Below are 18075 nucleotides of genomic sequence, written 5' to 3'. Positions count from 1 at the left end.
AGACTGGACCCGCCGAGATCACCGCACTCCAGCGAGGAAGACACCCGTGACCCAGACCCCCGTCCTGATCACGACGACCGGCCCCGACAAGCCCGGCGTGTCGTCGGTGCTGTTCGCCGTGCTCACCCGGCACGACGTCGACGTGCTCGACGTCGAACAGGTCGTCATCCGCGGCCAGCTCGTGCTCGGGGTGCTGGCCGGGGTGTACCGCGACCCGGAAGGGCTGCAGGAGTCCGTCGAGCAGGCGATGGCCACGGTCGGGATGCAGGTCGACGTGCGGATCGGCTCGGCGATCGGGGAGGACCCGTTCGCGCTGGGCCGCCGGGACTCCTCGCACGTGCTGGTGGTGCTGGGCCGCCCGGTCACCGCGCGGGCGTTCTCCGAGGTGGCGCGGCGGCTGGCGTCGGTCGGGGCGAACATCGACTCGATCCGCAGCGTCGCCGACTACCCCGTGACCGGTCTGGAGCTCTACGTTTCGGTCGCCGAGGACAGTGAGTCCGCCGACGCCGAGCTGCGGTCGGTCCTGGCCGACGCGGCGTCGCGGGCGGGGATCGACGTCGCGGTGGAGCGGGCCGGGATCACCCGGCGGGCGAAGCGGCTCGTGGTGTTCGACGTCGATTCGACGCTGATCCAGGGCGAGGTCATCGAGATGCTCGGCGCGTTCGCCGGGGTCGAGCCACAGGTCCGCGAGATCACCGAGGCGGCGATGCGCGGCGAGCTGAACTTCACCGAGTCGCTGGAGCGTCGGGTTTCGCTGCTGGCCGGCCTGCCCGAATCGGTGCTCGACGAGGTCGCGAACTCGCTGGAGCTGACGCCGGGCGCGCGGACGACCGTGCGGACGCTCAAGCGGATGGGGTTCCGCTGCGGGGTCGTGTCCGGTGGGTTCACCCGGGTCATCGATCGGCTGGTGGACGATCTCGGCCTGGACTTCGCCGCCGCCAACGAGCTGGAGGTCGTCGACGGCAGGCTGACCGGCCGGGTCGTCGGCGAGGTCGTGGACCGGGCGGGCAAGGCCACGGCGCTGCGACGGTTCGCCGAGGAGTACGAGATCCCGCTCGGCCAGTGCGTCGCGGTGGGTGACGGCGCCAACGACATCGACATGCTGTCCGCGGCGGGGATGGGGGTGGCGTTCAACGCCAAGCCCGCGCTGCGGGAGGTCGCCGACACCGCCCTGTCGCACCCGTATCTCGACGCCGTGCTGTTCGTCCTCGGGGTCACCAGGGCCGAGGTGGAGGCCGCCGACGCGGCCGATGGGCTTGAGCCGGAGCGAGTGTGAGTAGTGTTCTTGAACCGCTGGCCGCGCGCTACGCGTACTGGCTGGGGTTGCCCGCCGCCGACACCGCGGACACCTCCGAGGAGGATCCGGCGGAGGTCCGGGCCATGCCGGTGATCCTGCGCATCGAACGTGCCGAGCCGCCGGGGCGGACGGCCTTGCTGGAAGCGGCGGCTGCCGCGGCGCTCGCGGTGTGTCTCGACGAGCGTTCGGCGCCGGACGGTGAGTGGGCCGGGCCGGTGCACGAGTGGCTGGACAACCGCATCCGGAAGGTCGCGCGGCGGGCGCGGGGCGCGCACTGGCAGGCCGTGCAGGAGCTGCCTGGCGTGACCGTCGAGATCGACGGCGCGCAGGCGCGTGCGCTCGTGCCCGGCCGGGTCGTCGACAGCCCGAAAGAGGTCTCGCGGTTGCAGATCTCGGGCAGTGAGCTGCCGCCCGACGAGCCGGGGCCCGCGTTGCCCGGGGTGCCGGTGCTGTTGCTGAACCCGCACGTGCCGATGACGGTCGGGAAGGCCTCGGCGCAGGTCGGGCACGCGACGATGATCCTGGCCTCGCTGCTCGAAGCGGACGCGCTCACGCGCTGGGCCGCGCAGCGGTACCGGACGTCGGTGCGGACGCCGTCCGCGGCGCGGTGGCGGGAGCTGTGCCCGGTCGACGATCCGGCGGAGGGCTGGCGGCGGGACCGGGTGGTCGCCGTGCGGGACGCCGGGTTCACCGAGGTGGAGCCGGGCACGGTCACGGTTCTCGCGCAGTGGGCGCCGGAACAAACGGGAGTTTGAGCGGGTTCTTCCGCGGCAGACCGGAGCGAGGAGTGCGACGTGGCATTGGAAGTACAGCGGGAAGGCAAACACGTCTTCGTCGGGCGCAACGAGCGGGGCGCCGACGTCAAGGTGGGCCGCAAGGGGCAGGAGGGCGTGTTCTCGCCCGCGGAGCTGTTGCAGATCGCCGCGGCGGGGTGCGCGGCGGTGACGGCGGAGGAGCTGATCACGCGCCGGGTGGGTGAGGACTCGAAGTTCCGGGTCGGCGTCACCGCGGACCGGCGGGAGGACGCGTGGGAACTGGACGCGGTGCACGTGGCGTTCGACGTCGACGTGTCGGTGCTGGACGCCGATCAGCGCGCTGCGCTGGCCGGTGCGGTGGACCGTGCCATCGAGCGCCTCTGCACTGTCAGCCGCACCCTGAAAAAGGGCATCCCCGTCACGGAGTCGTTCCCCGGCGCCTGATCACCCGGCGTCGAACGCCACATTGGGGCGCATGACGACCGGAAAACTGGCCCCAGTAAGCGATTCGGGCCCCGAGAGCGAAACTCGGGCCCGTGGGTATGCCCGGTCCACCAGCCGGACGAGGTGACCACGGCGGGGGGCGGGGGGCGGGGGGGCCAGGGGGCTTGCCCCCTGGCGGGGGTTTGGGGGTTCGACCCCCAAGGGACACCTAGCTGAGGCCGATGGGTGAGTGCGTTCCGCGAACACACTCCACCCAAAACCTCAGCTAGTCCAGACCACGTAGGCGTCGTCGGCGTCGGTGGTCATGGCCTCGATGAACTTCTCGTTGTCGAAGCCGGGCAGTGACTGGAGGCGCTCGATGAGGGCGTCGGCGGCCGGGTCGCCGCTGGGGATGGCGGTGCCCTTGCCGTCGGCGCCGACGAGCATGAAGAAGACGTCCTCGTTCCAGGGGCCGTCGGGGATGACTCTGACCATCACCGAGGACAGGTCCGACCACGTCACGGCTTCTTCGCTGCCATCGGCGAGACGCCGCCGCACGCCGGTGTCGTCGACACTGACGGTCCGGGACTGCGCGCTGGGTGAATCCTGGGACAACCGCTGCTCCCTGTCTGCTTCGTTCCCTTTACCGTACCTGGCGGGTGTGCACCGGATCACCGGGGCGCGGCCGCGTCCAATCTGCGCAGCGCGGCGCGGGCGACCTCGGGGTCGGTGGTGGGCCAGAACGGCGGCAGCGAGGCCCGCAGAAAGCCGCCGTAGCGGGCGGTGGCCAGCCGCGAGTCGAGGACGGCGACGACGCCGCGGTCGCTGACGGACCGGTGCAGCCTGCCGGTGCCCTGGGCGAGCAGCAGCGCGGCGTGGGTGGCGGCGACGGTGAGGAAGCCGTTGCCGCCGCGGGCCTCCACCGCGCGTTGCCGGGCCGAGGACACCGGGTCGTCGGGCCGGGGGAACGGGATGCGGTCGACGACGACGAGCTGGAGGGACGGGCCGGGGACGTCGACGCCCTGCCACAGCGACAGCGTGCCGAACAGGCAGGTGCGTTCGTCGTCGGCGAACTTGCTCACGAGCAACGAGGTGGAGTCGTCGCCCTGGCAGAGGATCTGGTGGTCGAGCCGCTCGCGCATCTCCTCGGTGGCCTGTTTCGCCGCGCGCATGGAGGAGAACAGGCCGAGGGTGCGTCCGCCCGCGGCCTCGATCAGCTCGGCCAGTTCGTCCATTGTGGACTTCGCGAGCCCGTCGCGGCCGGGGGCGGGCAGGTGTTTGGCCAGGTACAGGATGCCGTTGCGCCGGTGGTCGAACGGCGATCCGACGTCGAGGCCGGTCCATTTCGGGCCGTCGTCGGCGTCGGACGGCGGTGCCTTGTCGGTCGCGGTGCCGGCGGCCTTCTCGACGCGGTCCTGGCCGGGCGGCAGGCCCCACTGCCGGGCCATGGTGTCGAAGGTGCCGCCGAGGGTGAGCGTCGCGGAGGTCAGGATCGTGGTGTGCTGGCCGAAAACGCGCTCGCGCAGCAGCCCGGCGACGCCGAGCGGAGCGACCTTGAGCGCGGGCGGCCGCGGGTTCGCGGAGTACCGGTCGCCGGAGAGCCAGACGACGTCGCGCTGGTGGGCCTGGTCCTCCTCGAACGCCTCCAGCAGCCGGACGGCGGTGTCGTGCACCTCCTCCACCAGCGAGCGCGCGAGTTTGCGCGCGGTGGCCTCGTCGACGTCCTCCTTGCGGTCGCCGCCGAGCGAGGTGAGGCACGCTTTCGCGGCGTCGCGCACGGCGGGGACGGCGCCGCGCAGTGGCTGGGGGAGCGAGTCCATCCGGCCGGCGGGCAGGTCGTCGAGGATGAGGGCGAGGCCGTCGCTCGCCTCCATCATGCGGTCGGCGACGTCGGCGTCGATGAGCTTGCCGCAGCGGCGCGCGGCGGCCGAGACCATCGCGCTGGTCAGCTCGCCGGTGGCGACCGAGGTGACCCGGTCGACCAGGTCGTGCGCCTCGTCGATGACGACGACGTCGTGCTCGGGCAGCACCTGGTAGCCCTGGAGCGCGTCGATCGCGAGCAGCGCGTGGTTGGTGACGACGATGTCGGCGCGCCCGGCCTCGGCGCGTGAGCGTTCGGCGAAGCAGTCGGTGCCGATCGGGCAGCGCGACGCGCCGAGACATTCCTTGGCGGTCACCGAAACCTGGCGCCACGCCTGGTCGCTGACGCCGGGGACCAGCTCGTCGCGGTCACCGGTCTCGGTGTCCGACGACCACTCGCGCAGACGGGTGACCTCCTTGCCGAGGCGGGACACCGCGAACGGGTCGAACAGCTGCGCGTCCTCGGGCTCGTCGGGCGCGCCGGTGTCGAGCCGGTGCAGGCACAGGTAGTTGCGGCGGCCCTTGAGGATCGCGAAGGTCGGCTCGCGGCCGAGCGGCTTCTTCAGCGCCTTCGCCAGCCGGGGCAGATCGCGGTCGACGAGCTGGCGCTGCAGCGCGATCGTCGCCGTCGAGACCACGACGGTGGCTTCCTTCTGCACCGCGTGCCGGATCGCGGGGACGAGGTAGGCCAGTGACTTCCCGGTGCCGGTGCCCGCCTGGACGGCGAGGTGCTCGCCGCGGCGGATGGCCTGGCCGACGGCCTCGGCCATCTTGACCTGGCCCGGGCGTTCGGCACCGCCGACGGACTCCACCGCATGGGTGAGGAGTTCGAGGACGCCGGGGAAGTCTGCACGGGCTGGCACAGCGTCACACCCTAGCCCGGACCACCGTCAGGATCGGCACTACGGCACCAACGGTCCGTTCGCGCCGTGTGCTTACACGTCCGGGTGAGTTCCGCGTCCCGCCGTCAGGGGGACGGCCGGGGCTGCCGATGACGGAGCGGGTAGCCACGTTCAGTCACGGAATCGAGGAGGCCGGTGATGCGGAACGCCAGGAAGACGGCGGGGCGGGTACTGGCGGTGGCCGCGCTGGCGGGAGCGCTCGCGGTGCCACAGGCGGCGCACGCGGATCCGGTGACCTCCACCGCCTGGGCGTCCGTCGGATCGGTGGACATCATGATCGACGACGAGCACATCGTGACACCCGAGCTGGCGCGCTGCGCCGTCGACGCCTCGCCCGGCGAGCGCACGCAGGGTGGCGCGACCGGGGACATCGCGGTGTTCGGCGCCGGTGAAACCCGCTGCGGGCGGAACGAGACCGCGGCCATCGGCCAGGCGTATGGCAAGCGCTTCCAGGCCGATGTGCTCAAACGGTTCGGCGGGCCCGTGCTCACCGCCCGGACGTTCGAGGCCAAATGCGCCACGTCCAAGGACGGCAGCTCCGGTGACGTCCGGCTCGGCACCGTGACGGGGGTGAAGGTGCCGGAGAACATCCCGGCGAACTACCGGATCACCGTGCCCGGCAAGGCGGGCGAGACGCTGGCGACGGTGACGCTCAACGAGACCGTGGTGCCCGATCCGGCGGACGGCAGCATGACCACGCACGCGTTGCACGTCAAGCTGTTCCCGAAGGGCGGCCCGGCCAGTGGCGACATCTACCTCGGCACGGCGCGCTGCGATCCGTACGGCAAGGCAAAGCCGAAGCCCTGAGCCACCTCAGCCGGGGTGGGCGTACCGGGCCGTCGCGGCGACGAACTCGCTCGCCCTGGCGGCCAGATCGGGCAGGCTGCCGCCCGGCTTGAGCGCGTCGCCGAGCAGCGGGGTCGCCGCGGCGACCGCGATCGCCCCGGCGCCGAGGTAGCCCTCGACATCGGCGAGGTGGACCCCGCCGGTCGGCACCAGCGGCACGTCCGGCATCGGCGCGCGGATCGCGCGCAGGTAGGCGATCCCGCCGACGGCGGCGGCCGGGAACACCTTCACCGCGGCCGCGCCGAGCCGCCACGCCTGGTCGATCTCGGTCGGGGTGAGCGCGCCGCAGACCACCGGGACGCCGCGCGCGGCGGCCCGTTCGAGCACCGCGGGGTTGACCGTCGGCGTGATCAGGTACTCCGCGCCCGCGTCCGCCGCGGTGTCCACATCGGACGGTTCGCGGACGCTGCCGGCGCCGATCAGCGCGTCCTCGCCGAGGTCCGCCCGCATCTTCGCGATCGCCTCCGGCGCGCCCGGTGTCGTCAGTGTCGCCTCCAGCAGGCGGATTCCCGCCGCGTAGAGCACGGTCGACGCCTCGGCGAAGCGGCTCGCGTCGGCGGCACGCAGGATCGCGACGAGCCGGTGCCGCGCCAGCGCCCGCTGGATTTCTTTCACGCGGCGGCAGGCGGGACCGGGGCGGTGCCGGTGTAGGCGACGCCCGCTTCGTCGAAGTCCACGAGCGTCGCGTCCACGGTGGGCCGCGAGCCGCCGACGGTGTGGTCCAGCAGCACGCGCACGGAGAACCCGGCCTTCACGGCGTCGAGTGCGGTGGCGCGGACGCAGAAGTCGGTGGCGATGCCGACGACGTCGACCTCGGTCACGTCGTGCTCGCGCAGCCACGCCTCGAGACTCTTGTCATCCCCGGACTTGCCTTCGAATCCCGAGTAGGCGGCGGTGTACTCGCCCTTGGAGAACACCGCTTCGATCGGGACGACGTCGAGCGCCGGGTGGAAGGACGCGCCGGGCGTGCCCGCGACGCAGTGCCGCGGCCAGCTGTGGTTGAAGTCCGGCGTCTCGCTGAAGTGGTCGCCGGGATCGATGTGGTAGTCGCGGGTGGCCACGACGTGGCCGTAGCCGCCCTCGGCGGCGAGCTTCGAGATGCCCGCGGCGGCCGCGGCGCCGCCGGGCAGGCCGAGTGACCCCCCTTCGCAGAAGTCGTTCTGCACGTCGACCACGATCAGCGCGGTAGCCATGGTCTTAACCTCCTAGAGGAACAGGGTCGGGATCGCGGGCTCGCCGTGCGAGAGCTTGAGGCCCTCCCACGGCAGGCTCACCAGCCCTCGGCGCAGCCGCTGCCGCGCGTCGTCGAGCGTGGGCACATCATCCACCGTGCGTCCGGCCCGGACCAGGGGGATCTGCAGCGGCTGGTCGTCGGGGCCCGGGGCGGGCGCGGGCGAGGCCGTCGTCCAGACGACCTCCTCGACGGCGGTGCCGGTGCTGCGCAGCCGCCGCATCGCGGACTTGCGGCCACCGCGGGACTCCTTGTGCGCGCTGCGCTTGGCGACCGGGTTGCCGTCCACCTCGACGAGCTTGTAGACCATGCCCGCGGTGGGCGCGCCGGACCCGGTGACCACCGAGGTGCCGACGCCGTACGCGTCGACGGGTTCGGCGCGCAGCGCGGCGATGGCGTGCTCGTCCAGGTCGCCGGAGACGACGATGCGGGTGTCGCGCGCGCCGAGCGCGTCCAGCTGTTCGCGGGCCTTGCGGGCGAGCGGGCCGACGTCGCCGGAGTCGATCCGGATCGCGCCGAGTTCCGGCCCGGCGACGCGGACCGCGGTCTCGATGCCCTTGGTGATGTCGTAGGTGTCCACCAGCAGCGTGGTGTCCGCGCCCATCTTGCTCACCTGCGCGCGGAACGCGGCCTCCTCGCTGTCGTGCAGGAGCATGAACGCGTGCGCGACGGTGCCGCGGGTGGGGATGCCGTAGCGGCGGCCGGCCTCCAGGTTGGACGTCGTGGCGAAGCCGGCCAGGTAGGCGGCCCGCGCGGCGGCGACGGCGGCGTACTCGTGGGTGCGCCGCCCGCCCATCTCGATGATCGGCCGCCCGTGCGCGGCGCCGGACATCCTGGCCGCGGCCGACGCGATGGCGCTGTCGTGGTTGAGGATCGACAGCACCAGCGTTTCGAGCACGACCGCCTCGGCGAAGCTGCCGGACACGGTCAGCAAGGGCGAGCCGGGGAAGTACAGCTCGCCCTCGGGGTAGCCGTCGATGTCGCCGGAGAACTCGTAGTCGGCGAGCCAGGACAGCGTCGCGTCGTCGACGACCGCGGTGGCTTCCAGCTGCGCCAGTTCGGCGTCGGTGAAGCGGAAGTCCGCGATCGCGTCGAGCACGCGGGCGGTGCCGGCGACGACGCCGTAGCGACGGCCGTCGGGCAGCCTGCGTGCGAAGACCTCGAACACGCACGGCCGGTCGGCCGTGCCGTCGGCCAGCGCGCTGCTCAGCATGGTCAGTTCGTAGTGGTCGGTGAGCAGCGCCGTGCTGGCGCCGGTACCCGGCTCCGGTGAACCCATACGAGTCACCCTATTCACCCACACGGCCGGACCTGGCACGGCGTGCCGGATTGGCCCCGTGACACCATGGTGTGCATGTCGACGCCAGTCGCCTCCGAACAGACGCAGGTCGAACCCGCCGGGGTGGAGCACGCCGCTACGGACAAACCGTGGCGGACGATCGTGTGGAACGATCCGGTGAACCTGATGTCGTACGTGACCTATGTCTTCCAGAAGCTGTTCGGGTACAGCAGAGACCATGCGACCAAGCTGATGCTGGACGTGCACCACAAGGGCAAGGCGATCGTGTCGTCGGGCTCCAAGGAGAAGGTGGAGACCGACGTGGCGAAACTGCACGCGGCGGGGCTGTGGGCGACCATGGAACAGCCCTCGTGAACGGTTGGCGCCGCAAGGGCGCGACGATCGTCGCCGGCTTCGAACAGCAGGAAGCCGCGGTGCTGCGCGGGCTGGTCAGCCAGCTGGAGGACATGCTGCGCGCGCGGGCCGAGGAGGCGCCGCAGGACGAGCTGGCCGAGCTCACCGGCATCCGCACCGGCCCGACCGAGTCCCCGGACGACCCGGTGCTTTCCCGGCTGCTGCCGGACTTCCACCGGCTCGACCCGGACAACCCGACGCGCGAGGAGCTCGACTCCGCCGCCGCGATGCGGTCGCTGCACGAGCCGGAGCTGCTGGACCTGAAGGTCGGGGTCGCCGGGGTCGTGCTCGACACGCTGCCGCGCGATGGCGGGAACGTGCGGCTGACCTTCGAACAGGCCGACGCGTGGCTGAGCGCGCTCAACGACGTCCGGCTGGCGCTGGGCACCGCGCTCGACGTCACCGAGGACATGCCGGACGAGCTGCCGGAGGAGGATCCGCGCTCGGCGCACCTGGGCGTCTACCACTGGCTGACCTGGGTGCAGGAGACGCTGATCCAGGCGGTGACCGGTTGACCGTGCCCCTGAACGCGATCACCGACGTCCCCGGCGTGCTGGTCGGGCACCACGAGCGGATCGGCGGGGGCTGGGCGACCGGTACCACCGTGGTGCTCGTGCCCGGCGGCGCGACCGGCGCGGTCGATCAGCGGGGCGGCGCGCCGGGCACCCGCGAGACCGACCTGCTCCGGCCGGAGAACCTGGTCAGCCAGGTCAACGCGGTGTGCCTGTCCGGTGGCAGCGCGTACGGGCTCGCCGCGGCCGACGGCGTCATGCGCTGGCTCGGCGAGCGGAACCTGGGCACCCCGGTCGGCCGGGAGCCGTACGAGGTGGTGCCGATCGTGCCGGGTGCCGTCGTGTTCGACCTGCCGCGCAGCGAATGGGGCAAGCGTCCGGACGCCGCTTTCGGTTACGCCGCCTGCGAAGCGGCCGCGACCGGGCCGGTGGCGCAGGGCAGTGTCGGGGTGGGCGCCGGTGCCGCCGTCGGCTCGCTCAAGGGCGGCGTCGGCACGGCGAGCGAGCGGGTGGACGGCTACACCGTCGGCGCGCTGGCCGCGGTCAACGCGGCCGGTGAGGCGGTCGATCTGGCCACCGGTCGCGCGTTCGCGGCCGATCACGAGGTCGGCGGCGAGTTCGGGGTGCGCTGGCCGGACCGGCCCGGCGAGGTCACGTCGCGGCCGACGGATCTGAACACCACGGTCGGCGTGGTCGCGACCGACGCGGCGTTGTCGAAGGCGGAGGCCCGCCGGCTCGCCGTGGCCGCGCAGGACGGGCTGGCGCGGGCGGTGCGCCCGGCGCACACGATGTTCGACGGGGACACCGTGTTCGTGCTGGCGACCGGCGAACGTGCGTTGCCGGCGGAGGGGATAGCGCGCGTACAGGCCTGGAACGAGCTGAGTTCGGCGGCGGCACGGGTGTTCGCGCGGGCGATGGTGCACGGGCTGCTGGCGGCGACCACCGCGGGCGGGGTCCCGGCCTATCGAGACGTCTGGCCGGAGGCTTGGCCGCAGGGCTGACCGTGTAACGCGCCTCGCGGTGTCGCGGATCTCCTTCGCGTGAGCGCTGGGGGAAAGTGGATCGTCGAGATTCACAACGACGAGGTCAACACCTACGCCGGTGTCGCGCTGATCGCGCATCGGCTGCTGGGACTGCCCCAGGACCAGGGGTACGAGCTGGCCGCCGACCTTCACCACAGCGAATCGGTGGAGCTGACGCCGCGTCCGGGGCCGGAGGCCGAGCGGCTGGTCGCGGATCTTCAGGTGTTCGGGCTGCACGCGACCCTGCGGGAGGCGTGAGGTGGAGGACTACATCCGCGTCACCGGCGTCGGCGGTGGCACGGTGCAGCTCGCGATGTCCGAGAACGCGGCGGACGCCGTGTGGCACATCCTGGCCGAGCTGGATTCGGTACTGGCTGAGGCGCGCCAAGACCCACCGCCCCGGCGGCTTCGCCTGCCGGACAAGCGATTGTTCCCGGACGCCTACGACAGCGCCGCCGAGAACGCCGCGTTCCGGGAACGGCACGGGACGCGGATGCGTGAGGAACTCGGGGCCGCGCTGGAGCGGGTGCTGGAGGCCTGGCCGGAACAGCCGTGGCTCACGCTGGACAGTGCGGCCGTGCGGGACTGGATGGTGGTGCTCGCCCACGCGCAGACGTCCTACCTGCGGAAACCTCGCTGGCGGGCGTCGGTCGGCACGTCGAAGCGGGACAACGATGTCAAGGTGGCGTGGCTGAGGACGTTGCAGGCCTGTGTCGCCGCGGCCACGCTCGCGCCTCCGGGGATGCCGGTGGTACTCGACGTCTGAGGCCTATCCGCCGGGGAAGGGGTCCTCGGGCAGGGCGTCGGTGGTGATCTCCCGGTTCGCCGCGCGGACGGCAGGGACGTACTCCTCGTCGATCTCCAGGTCGATCCCGCCGACCGAGAGCACCGGGCCGAGCGACGGGTGGATCTCCAGCGGCCCGAGTTCGGTGGACCGGGGCAGGCGTACCCAGATCTGCTTCGGCCGGTTCACCCACCACCGGCTGCAGGCGAGGATCGTCACGTGCCGGTCGGTCACCATCACGAGGAAGCCGACCTGCATGGCCATGTTGTCGACGGAGATCGACGTCCCGGGGATCAGGTACTGGATCCGCTCGTCGGTGCCGAGGTACCTCCGGCAGCGGTCACGTATCTTCGACGGCAGTGGCATGCGGCCAGTGTCCCGTATCCGGCGCCGCGCCGGGGCGCCTCCGGGGGAGCCCCTGACCAGGGCGGGAGTCGTGCGTCTCATCATCTGGACGCGCTGTGTCCAGCACGTAAGATGTGGTCGTGCTCCGGATCCGCCGTGAACTCGTCGACGAGATCGTCGCCCACGCCCGTCGTGATCACCCCGACGAGGCGTGCGGGGTGATCGCCGGTCCCGTCGGCTCGGACCGCGCCGAGCGGTTCATCCCGATGCTCAACGCGGCGCGCTCGCCGACGTTCTACGAGTTCGACTCCGCCGACCTGCTGAAGCTCTACCGCGAGATGGACGCGAACGACGAGGTGCCGGTGGTGATCTACCACTCGCACACCGCGACCGAGGCGTACCCGTCGCGGACCGACGCGTCCATCGCCGCCGAGCCGGACGCGCACTACGTGCTCGTGTCCACGAGGGACCCCGATACCCACGAGTTCCGCTCGTACCGCATCGTGGACGCCGAAATCACCGAGGAGCCGGTCGAGATCGTCGACTGAATCCCGGGCCGGAATAAGCGGGCCACCCCGAACGTCTGCGTCAGAGAACCCACCGGAGGTAAGAACCCATGGCCGTGACCGTGTCCATCCCGACCATCCTGCGCACCCACACCGGCGGCGAGAAGTCCGTCGAGGCGGCGGGCAAGACCGTCCTCGAGATCATCGACGACGTCGAGTCGCGGCACGCCGGGATCAAGGCGCGCCTGGTCAAGGAGGAGAAGCTGCACCGCTTCATCAACGTCTACGTCAACGACGAGGACGTCCGTTTCGCCGGTGGGCTCGACGCCGAGGTCAAGGACGGCGACACCGTGACCATCCTGCCCGCCGTGGCGGGCGGCTGAGCCATGGCTCGGTTCGAGTCCCTGCTCGACGCGCTCGGCGGAACCCCGCTGGTCGGCCTGCCGCGGCTCTCCCCGACCCACGACGTGCGGTTGTGGGCGAAGCTGGAGGACCGCAACCCGACCGGTTCGATCAAGGACCGGCCCGCGCTGGCGATGATCGAGGCCGCCGAGCGCGAGGGCGTCCTCCGGCGCGGGTCGACGATCCTCGAGCCCACCTCGGGCAACACCGGGATCTCGCTGGCGATGGCCGCGAAGCTCAAGGGCTACGGCCTGGTGTGCGTGATGCCGGAGAACACCTCGGCCGAGCGGAAGCAGCTGCTGCAGGCCTACGGCGCGCGGATCGTGTTCTCACCGGCGGCGGGCGGGTCCAACGAGGCCGTGCGCCGTGCGAAGGAACTGTCCGAGGCCAATCCGGACTGGGTGATGCTCTACCAGTACGGCAACCCGGCCAACGCCGACGCGCACTACCGCGGCACCGGCCCCGAGCTGCTGAAGGACCTGCCGACGCTGACCCATTTCGTCGGCGGTCTCGGCACCACGGGAACCCTCGTCGGCGTCGGGCGGTATCTGCACGAGGCGAAGCCGGACGTGCAGGTGATCGCCGCCGAGCCGCGCTACGGCGAGCTGGTGTATGGGCTGCGCAACCTCGACGAGGGGTTCGTGCCCGAGCTGTACGATCCGTCCGTCCTCAATGGACGGTATTCGGTCGGCGCGTACGACGCCCTGCGGCGCACCCGCGAACTGCTGGAGCACGAGGGCATCTTCGCCGGGATCTCCACCGGCGCGGTGCTGCACGCGGCGCTCGCCGTCGCGGAGAAGGCAGCCGCGCGGGGTGAGCGGGCCGACGTCGCGTTCGTCGTCGCCGACGCCGGGTGGAAGTACCTTTCGACCGGCGCCTACTCCGGTTCCCTCGACGAGGCCGCCGAACGCCTCGACGGCCAGCTCTGGGCCTGAGCCCCGGCGGGCCCCACGGTCGCCTGCGGCACGTCTCGCTCTCATGCGCCCCAATGTGGCGTTCGGTGCGTCCAACGCACCCAATGCCACATTGGGGCGCTTGGGCCGCGGCGAGAGGCGACCGGGCAGACTGGTGGGGTGAAGACCATCGGGCTGCTGGGCGGGATGAGCTGGGAGTCGTCGGCGGAGTACTACCGGCTCGTCAACGAGCGGGTCAAGGCTGTCCGGGGCGGCTTCCATTCCGCGCGCACGGTGTTGTACTCGGTCGACTTCGCCGAGATCGAGGCGATGCAGGCCGAGGGACGCTGGGACGACGCGGGCGCGGAGCTCGGCCGCGCGGCGAAGGCGCTGGAGGCCGCGGGCGCGGACTTCGTCGTGTTGTGCACCAACACGATGCACAAGGTCGCGGACCGGCTCACCGAGGGGCTCGGCATCCCGCTGCTGCACCTCGCCGACACGACGGCGCGGGCGATCCTCGGTGCCGGGCTGAAGCGGGTCGGCCTGCTCGGCACCGGGTTCACCATGTCCCAGCCGTTCTACCGCGAGCGGCTCGCCGCGCACGGTCTCGATGTCCTGGTGCCAGGACCCGAGGACGCCGCGCTCGTGCACCGGGTCATCTACGACGAGCTGGTGCTGGGCGTGGTGACCGAGGAATCCCGCGACGCCTATCGCGCGGTCATCCGGCGGCTGGCCGGCGCGGGCGCCGAGGGCGTGATCTACGGCTGCACCGAGATCGAGCTGCTGGTCGGCCCGGCGGACAGCCCGGTGCCGACCTTCCCCACCACCCGGCTGCACGCCGAGACCGCGGCGGACTACGCGCTGGGCACCACCTCGCTTTCCGCCGCGCCCGCCAGATGAGCCTCGTGCTGGCCGAGTACCAGGTGCCACAGGCGTTCCCGCTCCTCGTCGGTGAACGCGGCGCCCGGGATGCCGAACACGTCGGCGAGCGCCGTCCACCACTCCGAGGGTGACTCCAGGACCTCTTTCTTCTCGACGTCACCGCTGCGGCTGAGGGTGAGCGCCCGTAGCGTGTCGACACCACGCGAGTCCAGGCTCTGCACCACGCACACCCGGACGAACCCGGACTCCGGCGACGTGGACAGGTAGCGGTGCCGCTCCGCGAAGTCAGGCAGCTCCGCCGCGCCGGACGCGAAGTCCATGCCGACGAAACTGCCCGCCGGGTCGTGGTCGAACCGCCAGCCGCCGGGGACGACGTCGGAGGCACGCAGCCGGTAGGTGTACGACCCCTGCGAGAACTCGCCGAAACGCAGGGGGACGGGGTACAGCAGTCCGTCCCCGAGCCCGACATCGACGAACCACGTCGTTTCCGGATCGTCCGGCAGGCCGGTGACGGTGAGTCCCAGGTGACTGCGGTTGAGGTTCGGCAGGTCCGCCGCCTCGCCCTGTACACCGCTCAGATGCCGGGTGGCCTGGTAGCCGAGTGCGCGCAACAGCTCGGAAAAGGCGCCGTTGAGGTGATAGCAGTAGCCGCCACGGCCACGCAGGATCCGCGCCAGCGATGCCTCGGGGGCCAGCGGGGTGACCCGGCCGAGCGCGATCTCCAGCGCTTCGTAGGGCACGCGTTCGATGTGCGCGGCGTGCAGTGCGCGCAGCGCGTCCACGCTCGGCGGCCCGGCGGGCACGCCGAGCCGGGAAAGGTAGGCGGTGACGTCGAAGTTCCCCATGTCGCGCAGGCTAGCGGCGGGTACCGACAATCTCGGCAGGGTTTTCCGGAGTCCGGGTTTTCCTTGACGGCGGATCAGGGATTTCACCCGAGGTGGGGCGGCGTGTGCCGACGTAGCCTGGTCGGTGTGAGCACTTTGCCTGAGCCGTCGGTTCCGTCCGGTACACCGGTCACCGATCCGGCCAAACGTGTCCTGCCGCCGAATCCGAAGGCGGCCGCGATCGTGGCGTTGTCCTTCACCGCGCTGCTCTACCTCGTCGAGCTGGTGGACGCGATCCTCCCGATGCGGCTCGACCAGGCCGGCATCCACTCCCGCGAGCTGTCCGGGCTCGACGGCGTCCTGTGGGCGCCGCTGCTGCACGCAGGCTGGTCGCACCTGTTCTCCAACACCGTCCCGGTCCTGGTGTTCGGCTTCCTCGCGATGGCGGCCGGGATCGGCCGCTGGGCGATGGTCACGGCGATCATCTGGGTGCTGTCCGGGCTCGGGGTCTGGCTGGTCGGCCCGTCCAACGCGGTGACCGTCGGGGCGTCGGGCCTCGCCTTCGGCTGGCTGGCGTTCCTGCTGGTCCGGGGCATCTTCAACCGGGCGTTCGGGCAGATCCTGGTGGCCGTGGTCCTGCTCGGCGTGTGGAGCGGGATGCTGTGGGGCCTGCTGCCGGGCAACCCGGGGATCTCCTGGCAGGGGCACCTGTTCGGCGCGCTGTCCGGGGTGTTCGCGGCGTGGCTGGTGGCGCGTGCGGACAAGGCGAAGAAGGCCACCGCGGGCGGCACGGGTAACCTCGCGGTGTGAGTCAACCGCTCCTCGACGCCCCGATCGGTGTCTTCGATTCGGGTGTCGGCGGGCTCACCGTCGCCAGGGCGATCCTCGAACAGCTTCCCGCCGAACAGCTGCGGTACGTCGGTGACACCGCCCGCAACCCGTACGGCCCGCTGCCCATCGCCACCGCGCGCGAGTATGCGCTCGAACGGCTCGACGAGCTGGTCGAGGGTGGGGTGAAGGCACTGGTCATCGCGTGCAACACGGCGTCGGCGGCCTGCCTGCGCGACGCCAGGGAGCGCTACGACATCCCGGTGCTGGAGGTCGTCCTGCCCGCCGCGCGACGGGCGGCCAGCGTGACCCACAGCGGGCGGGTCGGCGTGATCGGCACCGAGGGCACCGTCCGGTCGCGTGCCTACGACGACGCGTTCGCCGCGGCGCCGGACATCCGGCTCACCAGCGTCGCCTGCCCGCGGTTCGTGGACTTCGTAGAGCGGGGCATCACCACCGGCAGGCAGGTGCTCGGCCTGACCCAGGGGTATCTGGAGCCGCTGATCGACGCCGATGTCGACACGCTCGTGCTCGGCTGCACGCACTACCCGCTGCTCGCCGGGGTGTTGCAGATCGTGATGGGGCCCGAGGTGACGCTGGTGTCGAGCGCGGAGGAGACCGCGCGGGACCTGGTCCGCGTGCTGACCGAGCGCGAGCTGCTGGCCGAGCGGGACACCCCGCCGCGGCACGAGTTCGTCGCGACCGGGTCGGCGGAGCCGTTCGCGCGGCTCGCCCAGCGTTTTATGGGGTTCGCGCCGGGTGTGCTTGCTCCTACTGGCGGGTAGAAAAGGTTCCTGACGCTTAGGGTGGCGTGGTGCGACTGACGATCCTCGGTTGCTCGGGCAGCATCCCCGGGCCGAACACCGCCGCGTCCGGGTACCTGCTGGAGGCGGAGGGGTTCCTGCTCGCCCTCGAACTGGGCAACGGGACGCTGGCGCAGCTGCAGACCGTGGCCGATCCGTTCGACCTCGACGCGCTGGTGCTCAGCCATCTGCATCCGGACCACTGCGCCGACGTCAGCGCGCTGACGGTGTTGCGCCGGTATCACCCGGCGCCGCCCTACCCGGCCCGGCCGCGGCTGCTGCCGGTGCACGCCCCGGCGGACGCGCCGTGGCGGCTCGCGAACGCCTACGCGCCGAACGAGGCCGAGCGCGCCGAGACCGACCTTTCCGACGTCTTCGCGTTCCACCGGCTGCGGGACGAGCGGACGACGATCGGCCCGTTCGAGGTCACCGCCGTCCCGGTCGATCACCCGACGCCCGCCTTCGGCCTGCGCGTCTCCTATGGCGGCCGGATCCTGGCCTACACCGGGGACACCGGCCCGTGCGCCGCGCTCGGCGAGCTGGCCGACGGCGCCGACGTGCTGCTGTCGGAGGCGTCCTGGACCGACGCCGAGGACCGGCCTGCCGGGGTGCACCTGTCGGGCAGGCAGGCGGGTGAGCTGGCGCGCGCCGCCGGCGCCGGCCGCCTGCTGCTCACGCACGTCGCGCCGTGGACCGACCGCGACGCCGTGCTGGCCGAGGCGAAGGCGATCTTCCCGAACGCCGAACTCGTCGAGCAGGGCGCGGTGTATGACCTCTGAGGTGGTCGCCGAGGACGGGGGATTCGTCAATCCCGCCGGACGGGACCAGCTGCTGCGCACGGATCCGGCGGTGTTCGGGGAGTTCCCCGGCGCGCTCGGCATCACCACCACCGAGCTGGGTGACCGGCACGGCTGTTTCGAGCTGACCGTACGGCCGGAGTTCCGCTCGCACTTCGGGATACAGCACGGCGGTGTGGTGGCGGCGCTGATCGACCACAGCCTCGGTTCGGTGCTGCTGCCGCACGTCGAGCCGGGGACCTGGCCGGCGACCCTCGAGTTCAAGATGAACTTCCTCGCGCCGGTCAGGGAGGGCGTCGTGCGGGCGACGGCGACCATCCTGGCCAGGCGGCGCTCGGTCGCGGTCGTGCGGATCGACGTCGAGAACGCGGGCCGCGCGGTCGCCGCCGCGCAGGGCACGGTGTCCTTCCAGTCCGCGCGGGGTTCGTCGCACTCCGGCGTCGGCGGGCCGGGGGCGACGCCCTAGAGTG

Annotated in this window: 24 protein-coding genes; 17 read left to right on the top strand and 7 right to left on the bottom strand. The window is 71.9% G+C overall.

The features are described 5' to 3' along the window. Positions 1-46 precede the first annotated feature (46 nt). The 3 genes from serB to ABD987_RS12485 are packed head-to-tail and all read left to right on the top strand — an operon-like array spanning position 47 to position 2496. On the top strand, positions 47-1276 hold the full coding sequence (gene serB / locus ABD987_RS12495; protein WP_345390972.1) for a phosphoserine phosphatase SerB: 1230 nt from the start codon (positions 47-49) through the stop codon (positions 1274-1276). After that, positions 1273-2052, top strand: coding sequence for a peptidyl-tRNA hydrolase (locus ABD987_RS12490; RefSeq protein WP_345390969.1), 780 nt, complete (start codon positions 1273-1275; stop codon positions 2050-2052). The genes serB and ABD987_RS12490 overlap by 4 nt, the downstream gene beginning before the upstream one ends. Before the next feature lie 39 nt (positions 2053-2091). Beyond that, entirely contained in the window at positions 2092-2496 is a 405-nt protein-coding gene (locus ABD987_RS12485) for an OsmC family protein (RefSeq protein ID WP_345390966.1), read from the top strand. A 261-nt stretch (positions 2497-2757) separates the two neighbouring features. Here ABD987_RS12485 and ABD987_RS12480 read toward each other — a convergent pair whose 3' ends face one another. Then, positions 2758-3090, bottom strand: a complete 333-nt coding sequence (locus ABD987_RS12480) for a hypothetical protein (RefSeq protein WP_345390963.1) — start codon at positions 3088-3090, stop codon at positions 2758-2760. A 56-nt stretch (positions 3091-3146) separates the two neighbouring features. Next, positions 3147-5198 (bottom strand): ATP-dependent DNA helicase, encoded by a 2052-nt coding sequence (locus ABD987_RS12475; RefSeq protein WP_345390960.1) that lies wholly within the window; start codon positions 5196-5198, stop codon positions 3147-3149. A 177-nt stretch (positions 5199-5375) separates the two neighbouring features. On the opposite strand from ABD987_RS12475, the gene ABD987_RS12470 reads away from it, so the two are divergent. Continuing rightward, positions 5376-6044 carry a choice-of-anchor P family protein gene (locus ABD987_RS12470; RefSeq protein WP_345390957.1) on the top strand — a complete coding sequence of 223 codons (669 nt, stop codon included), beginning with the start codon at positions 5376-5378 and terminating at the stop codon, positions 6042-6044. A gap of 6 nt (positions 6045-6050) precedes the next feature. Here the strand turns inward: ABD987_RS12470 and ABD987_RS12465 are convergent, their stop codons facing one another. The 3 genes from ABD987_RS12465 to ABD987_RS12455 are packed head-to-tail and all read right to left on the bottom strand — an operon-like array spanning position 6051 to position 8593. Then, on the bottom strand, positions 6051-6698 hold the full coding sequence (locus tag ABD987_RS12465) for a bifunctional 4-hydroxy-2-oxoglutarate aldolase/2-dehydro-3-deoxy-phosphogluconate aldolase (RefSeq protein ID WP_345390954.1): 648 nt from the start codon (positions 6696-6698) through the stop codon (positions 6051-6053). Continuing rightward, positions 6695-7276, bottom strand: coding sequence for an isochorismatase family protein (locus ABD987_RS12460; protein ID WP_345390951.1), 582 nt, complete (start codon positions 7274-7276; stop codon positions 6695-6697). Before ABD987_RS12460 ends, ABD987_RS12465 begins: the two co-directional genes overlap by 4 nt. Positions 7277-7288: 12 nt before the next feature. Continuing rightward, a complete protein-coding gene (locus tag ABD987_RS12455; RefSeq protein ID WP_345390948.1) occupies positions 7289-8593 on the bottom strand; it encodes a nicotinate phosphoribosyltransferase in 1305 nt (434 codons plus the stop codon). A 75-nt stretch (positions 8594-8668) separates the two neighbouring features. On the opposite strand from ABD987_RS12455, the gene clpS reads away from it, so the two are divergent. From clpS to ABD987_RS12430, 5 genes are read left to right on the top strand one after another with little or no spacing between them, the layout of a single operon-like run. Beyond that, complete coding sequence (gene clpS / locus ABD987_RS12450; protein ID WP_345390945.1) at positions 8669-8968, top strand: ATP-dependent Clp protease adapter ClpS; 300 nt, start codon at positions 8669-8671, stop codon at positions 8966-8968. After that, positions 8965-9522 (top strand): DUF2017 domain-containing protein, encoded by a 558-nt coding sequence (locus ABD987_RS12445; RefSeq protein ID WP_345390942.1) that lies wholly within the window; start codon positions 8965-8967, stop codon positions 9520-9522. The genes clpS and ABD987_RS12445 overlap by 4 nt, the downstream gene beginning before the upstream one ends. After that, positions 9519-10520: a P1 family peptidase gene (locus ABD987_RS12440; RefSeq protein WP_345390939.1), complete on the top strand. Its 1002-nt coding sequence runs from the start codon at positions 9519-9521 to the stop codon at positions 10518-10520. The genes ABD987_RS12445 and ABD987_RS12440 overlap by 4 nt, the downstream gene beginning before the upstream one ends. Positions 10521-10559: 39 nt before the next feature. Then, positions 10560-10799 (top strand): ATP-dependent Clp protease adaptor ClpS, encoded by a 240-nt coding sequence (locus tag ABD987_RS12435; RefSeq protein WP_345390936.1) that lies wholly within the window; start codon positions 10560-10562, stop codon positions 10797-10799. A 1-nt stretch (position 10800) separates the two neighbouring features. Beyond that, a complete protein-coding gene (locus ABD987_RS12430) occupies positions 10801-11307 on the top strand; it encodes a DUF2017 family protein (protein WP_345390933.1) in 507 nt (168 codons plus the stop codon). Positions 11308-11310: 3 nt separating this feature from the next. Here ABD987_RS12430 and ABD987_RS12425 read toward each other — a convergent pair whose 3' ends face one another. After that, a complete protein-coding gene (locus ABD987_RS12425) occupies positions 11311-11691 on the bottom strand; it encodes a hypothetical protein (protein ID WP_345390930.1) in 381 nt (126 codons plus the stop codon). 119 nt (positions 11692-11810) lie between these two features. Here ABD987_RS12425 and ABD987_RS12420 point away from each other — a divergent pair, with 119 nt between their 5' ends. The 4 genes from ABD987_RS12420 (at position 11811) to ABD987_RS12405 (ending at position 14371) form a co-directional block, all read left to right on the top strand. Beyond that, positions 11811-12218: a M67 family metallopeptidase gene (locus ABD987_RS12420; protein ID WP_345390927.1), complete on the top strand. Its 408-nt coding sequence runs from the start codon at positions 11811-11813 to the stop codon at positions 12216-12218. A gap of 68 nt (positions 12219-12286) precedes the next feature. Continuing rightward, a complete protein-coding gene (locus ABD987_RS12415; RefSeq protein WP_345390924.1) occupies positions 12287-12559 on the top strand; it encodes a MoaD/ThiS family protein in 273 nt (90 codons plus the stop codon). Positions 12560-12562: 3 nt separating this feature from the next. Beyond that, positions 12563-13513 carry a PLP-dependent cysteine synthase family protein gene (locus ABD987_RS12410; RefSeq protein ID WP_345390921.1) on the top strand — a complete coding sequence of 317 codons (951 nt, stop codon included), beginning with the start codon at positions 12563-12565 and terminating at the stop codon, positions 13511-13513. Between the two features lie 138 nt (positions 13514-13651). Continuing rightward, the gene (locus tag ABD987_RS12405; protein ID WP_345390918.1) at positions 13652-14371 is read left to right on the top strand and encodes an aspartate/glutamate racemase family protein; all 720 of its coding nucleotides are present in this window, start codon (positions 13652-13654) and stop codon (positions 14369-14371) included. On the opposite strand, the gene ABD987_RS12400 is transcribed toward ABD987_RS12405, so the two are convergent. Continuing rightward, entirely contained in the window at positions 14326-15198 is an 873-nt protein-coding gene (locus tag ABD987_RS12400) for an arylamine N-acetyltransferase family protein (protein WP_345390915.1), read from the bottom strand. The two genes, ABD987_RS12405 and ABD987_RS12400, sit on opposite strands and share 46 nt — an antisense overlap. A 126-nt stretch (positions 15199-15324) precedes the next feature. Between ABD987_RS12400 and ABD987_RS12395 the strand changes: the two genes are divergently transcribed. The 4 genes from ABD987_RS12395 to ABD987_RS12380 are packed head-to-tail and all read left to right on the top strand — an operon-like array spanning position 15325 to position 18071. Then, entirely contained in the window at positions 15325-15987 is a 663-nt protein-coding gene (locus ABD987_RS12395) for a rhomboid family intramembrane serine protease (protein ID WP_345390912.1), read from the top strand. Then, positions 15984-16790, top strand: a complete 807-nt coding sequence (murI, locus tag ABD987_RS12390) for a glutamate racemase (RefSeq protein ID WP_345390909.1) — start codon at positions 15984-15986, stop codon at positions 16788-16790. Before ABD987_RS12395 ends, murI begins: the two co-directional genes overlap by 4 nt. 29 nt (positions 16791-16819) lie before the next feature. Next, on the top strand, positions 16820-17587 hold the full coding sequence (locus ABD987_RS12385) for an MBL fold metallo-hydrolase (RefSeq protein WP_345390906.1): 768 nt from the start codon (positions 16820-16822) through the stop codon (positions 17585-17587). Further along, on the top strand, positions 17577-18071 hold the full coding sequence (locus tag ABD987_RS12380) for a PaaI family thioesterase (protein ID WP_345390903.1): 495 nt from the start codon (positions 17577-17579) through the stop codon (positions 18069-18071). Before ABD987_RS12385 ends, ABD987_RS12380 begins: the two co-directional genes overlap by 11 nt. Positions 18072-18075 lie beyond the last annotated feature (4 nt).

Origin of the sequence: Amycolatopsis samaneae, from assembly GCF_039541975.1 — a bacterium.
Taxonomy (GTDB): Bacteria; Actinomycetota; Actinomycetes; order Mycobacteriales; family Pseudonocardiaceae; genus Amycolatopsis; species Amycolatopsis samaneae.
Note: the sequence above shows the minus strand (reverse complement) of the source record. Positions and strands in the feature narration are given on the sequence as shown.

Excerpts from the sequence above, each read along its gene's own strand:
- ABD987_RS12470 (WP_345390957.1), top strand. The coding sequence starts at position 5,376 with ATGCGGAACGCCAGGAAGACGGCGGGGCGGGTACTGGCGGTGGCCGCG.
- ABD987_RS12460 (WP_345390951.1), bottom strand. The coding sequence starts at position 7,276 with ATGGCTACCGCGCTGATCGTGGTCGACGTGCAGAACGACTTCTGCGAA.
- ABD987_RS12455 (WP_345390948.1), bottom strand. The coding sequence starts at position 8,593 with ATGGGTTCACCGGAGCCGGGTACCGGCGCCAGCACGGCGCTGCTCACC.
- clpS (WP_345390945.1), top strand. The coding sequence starts at position 8,669 with ATGTCGACGCCAGTCGCCTCCGAACAGACGCAGGTCGAACCCGCCGGG.
- ABD987_RS12425 (WP_345390930.1), bottom strand. The coding sequence starts at position 11,691 with ATGCCACTGCCGTCGAAGATACGTGACCGCTGCCGGAGGTACCTCGGC.
- ABD987_RS12415 (WP_345390924.1), top strand. The coding sequence starts at position 12,287 with ATGGCCGTGACCGTGTCCATCCCGACCATCCTGCGCACCCACACCGGC.
- ABD987_RS12410 (WP_345390921.1), top strand. The coding sequence starts at position 12,563 with ATGGCTCGGTTCGAGTCCCTGCTCGACGCGCTCGGCGGAACCCCGCTG.
- ABD987_RS12400 (WP_345390915.1), bottom strand. The coding sequence starts at position 15,198 with ATGGGGAACTTCGACGTCACCGCCTACCTTTCCCGGCTCGGCGTGCCC.
- ABD987_RS12380 (WP_345390903.1), top strand. The coding sequence starts at position 17,577 with ATGACCTCTGAGGTGGTCGCCGAGGACGGGGGATTCGTCAATCCCGCC.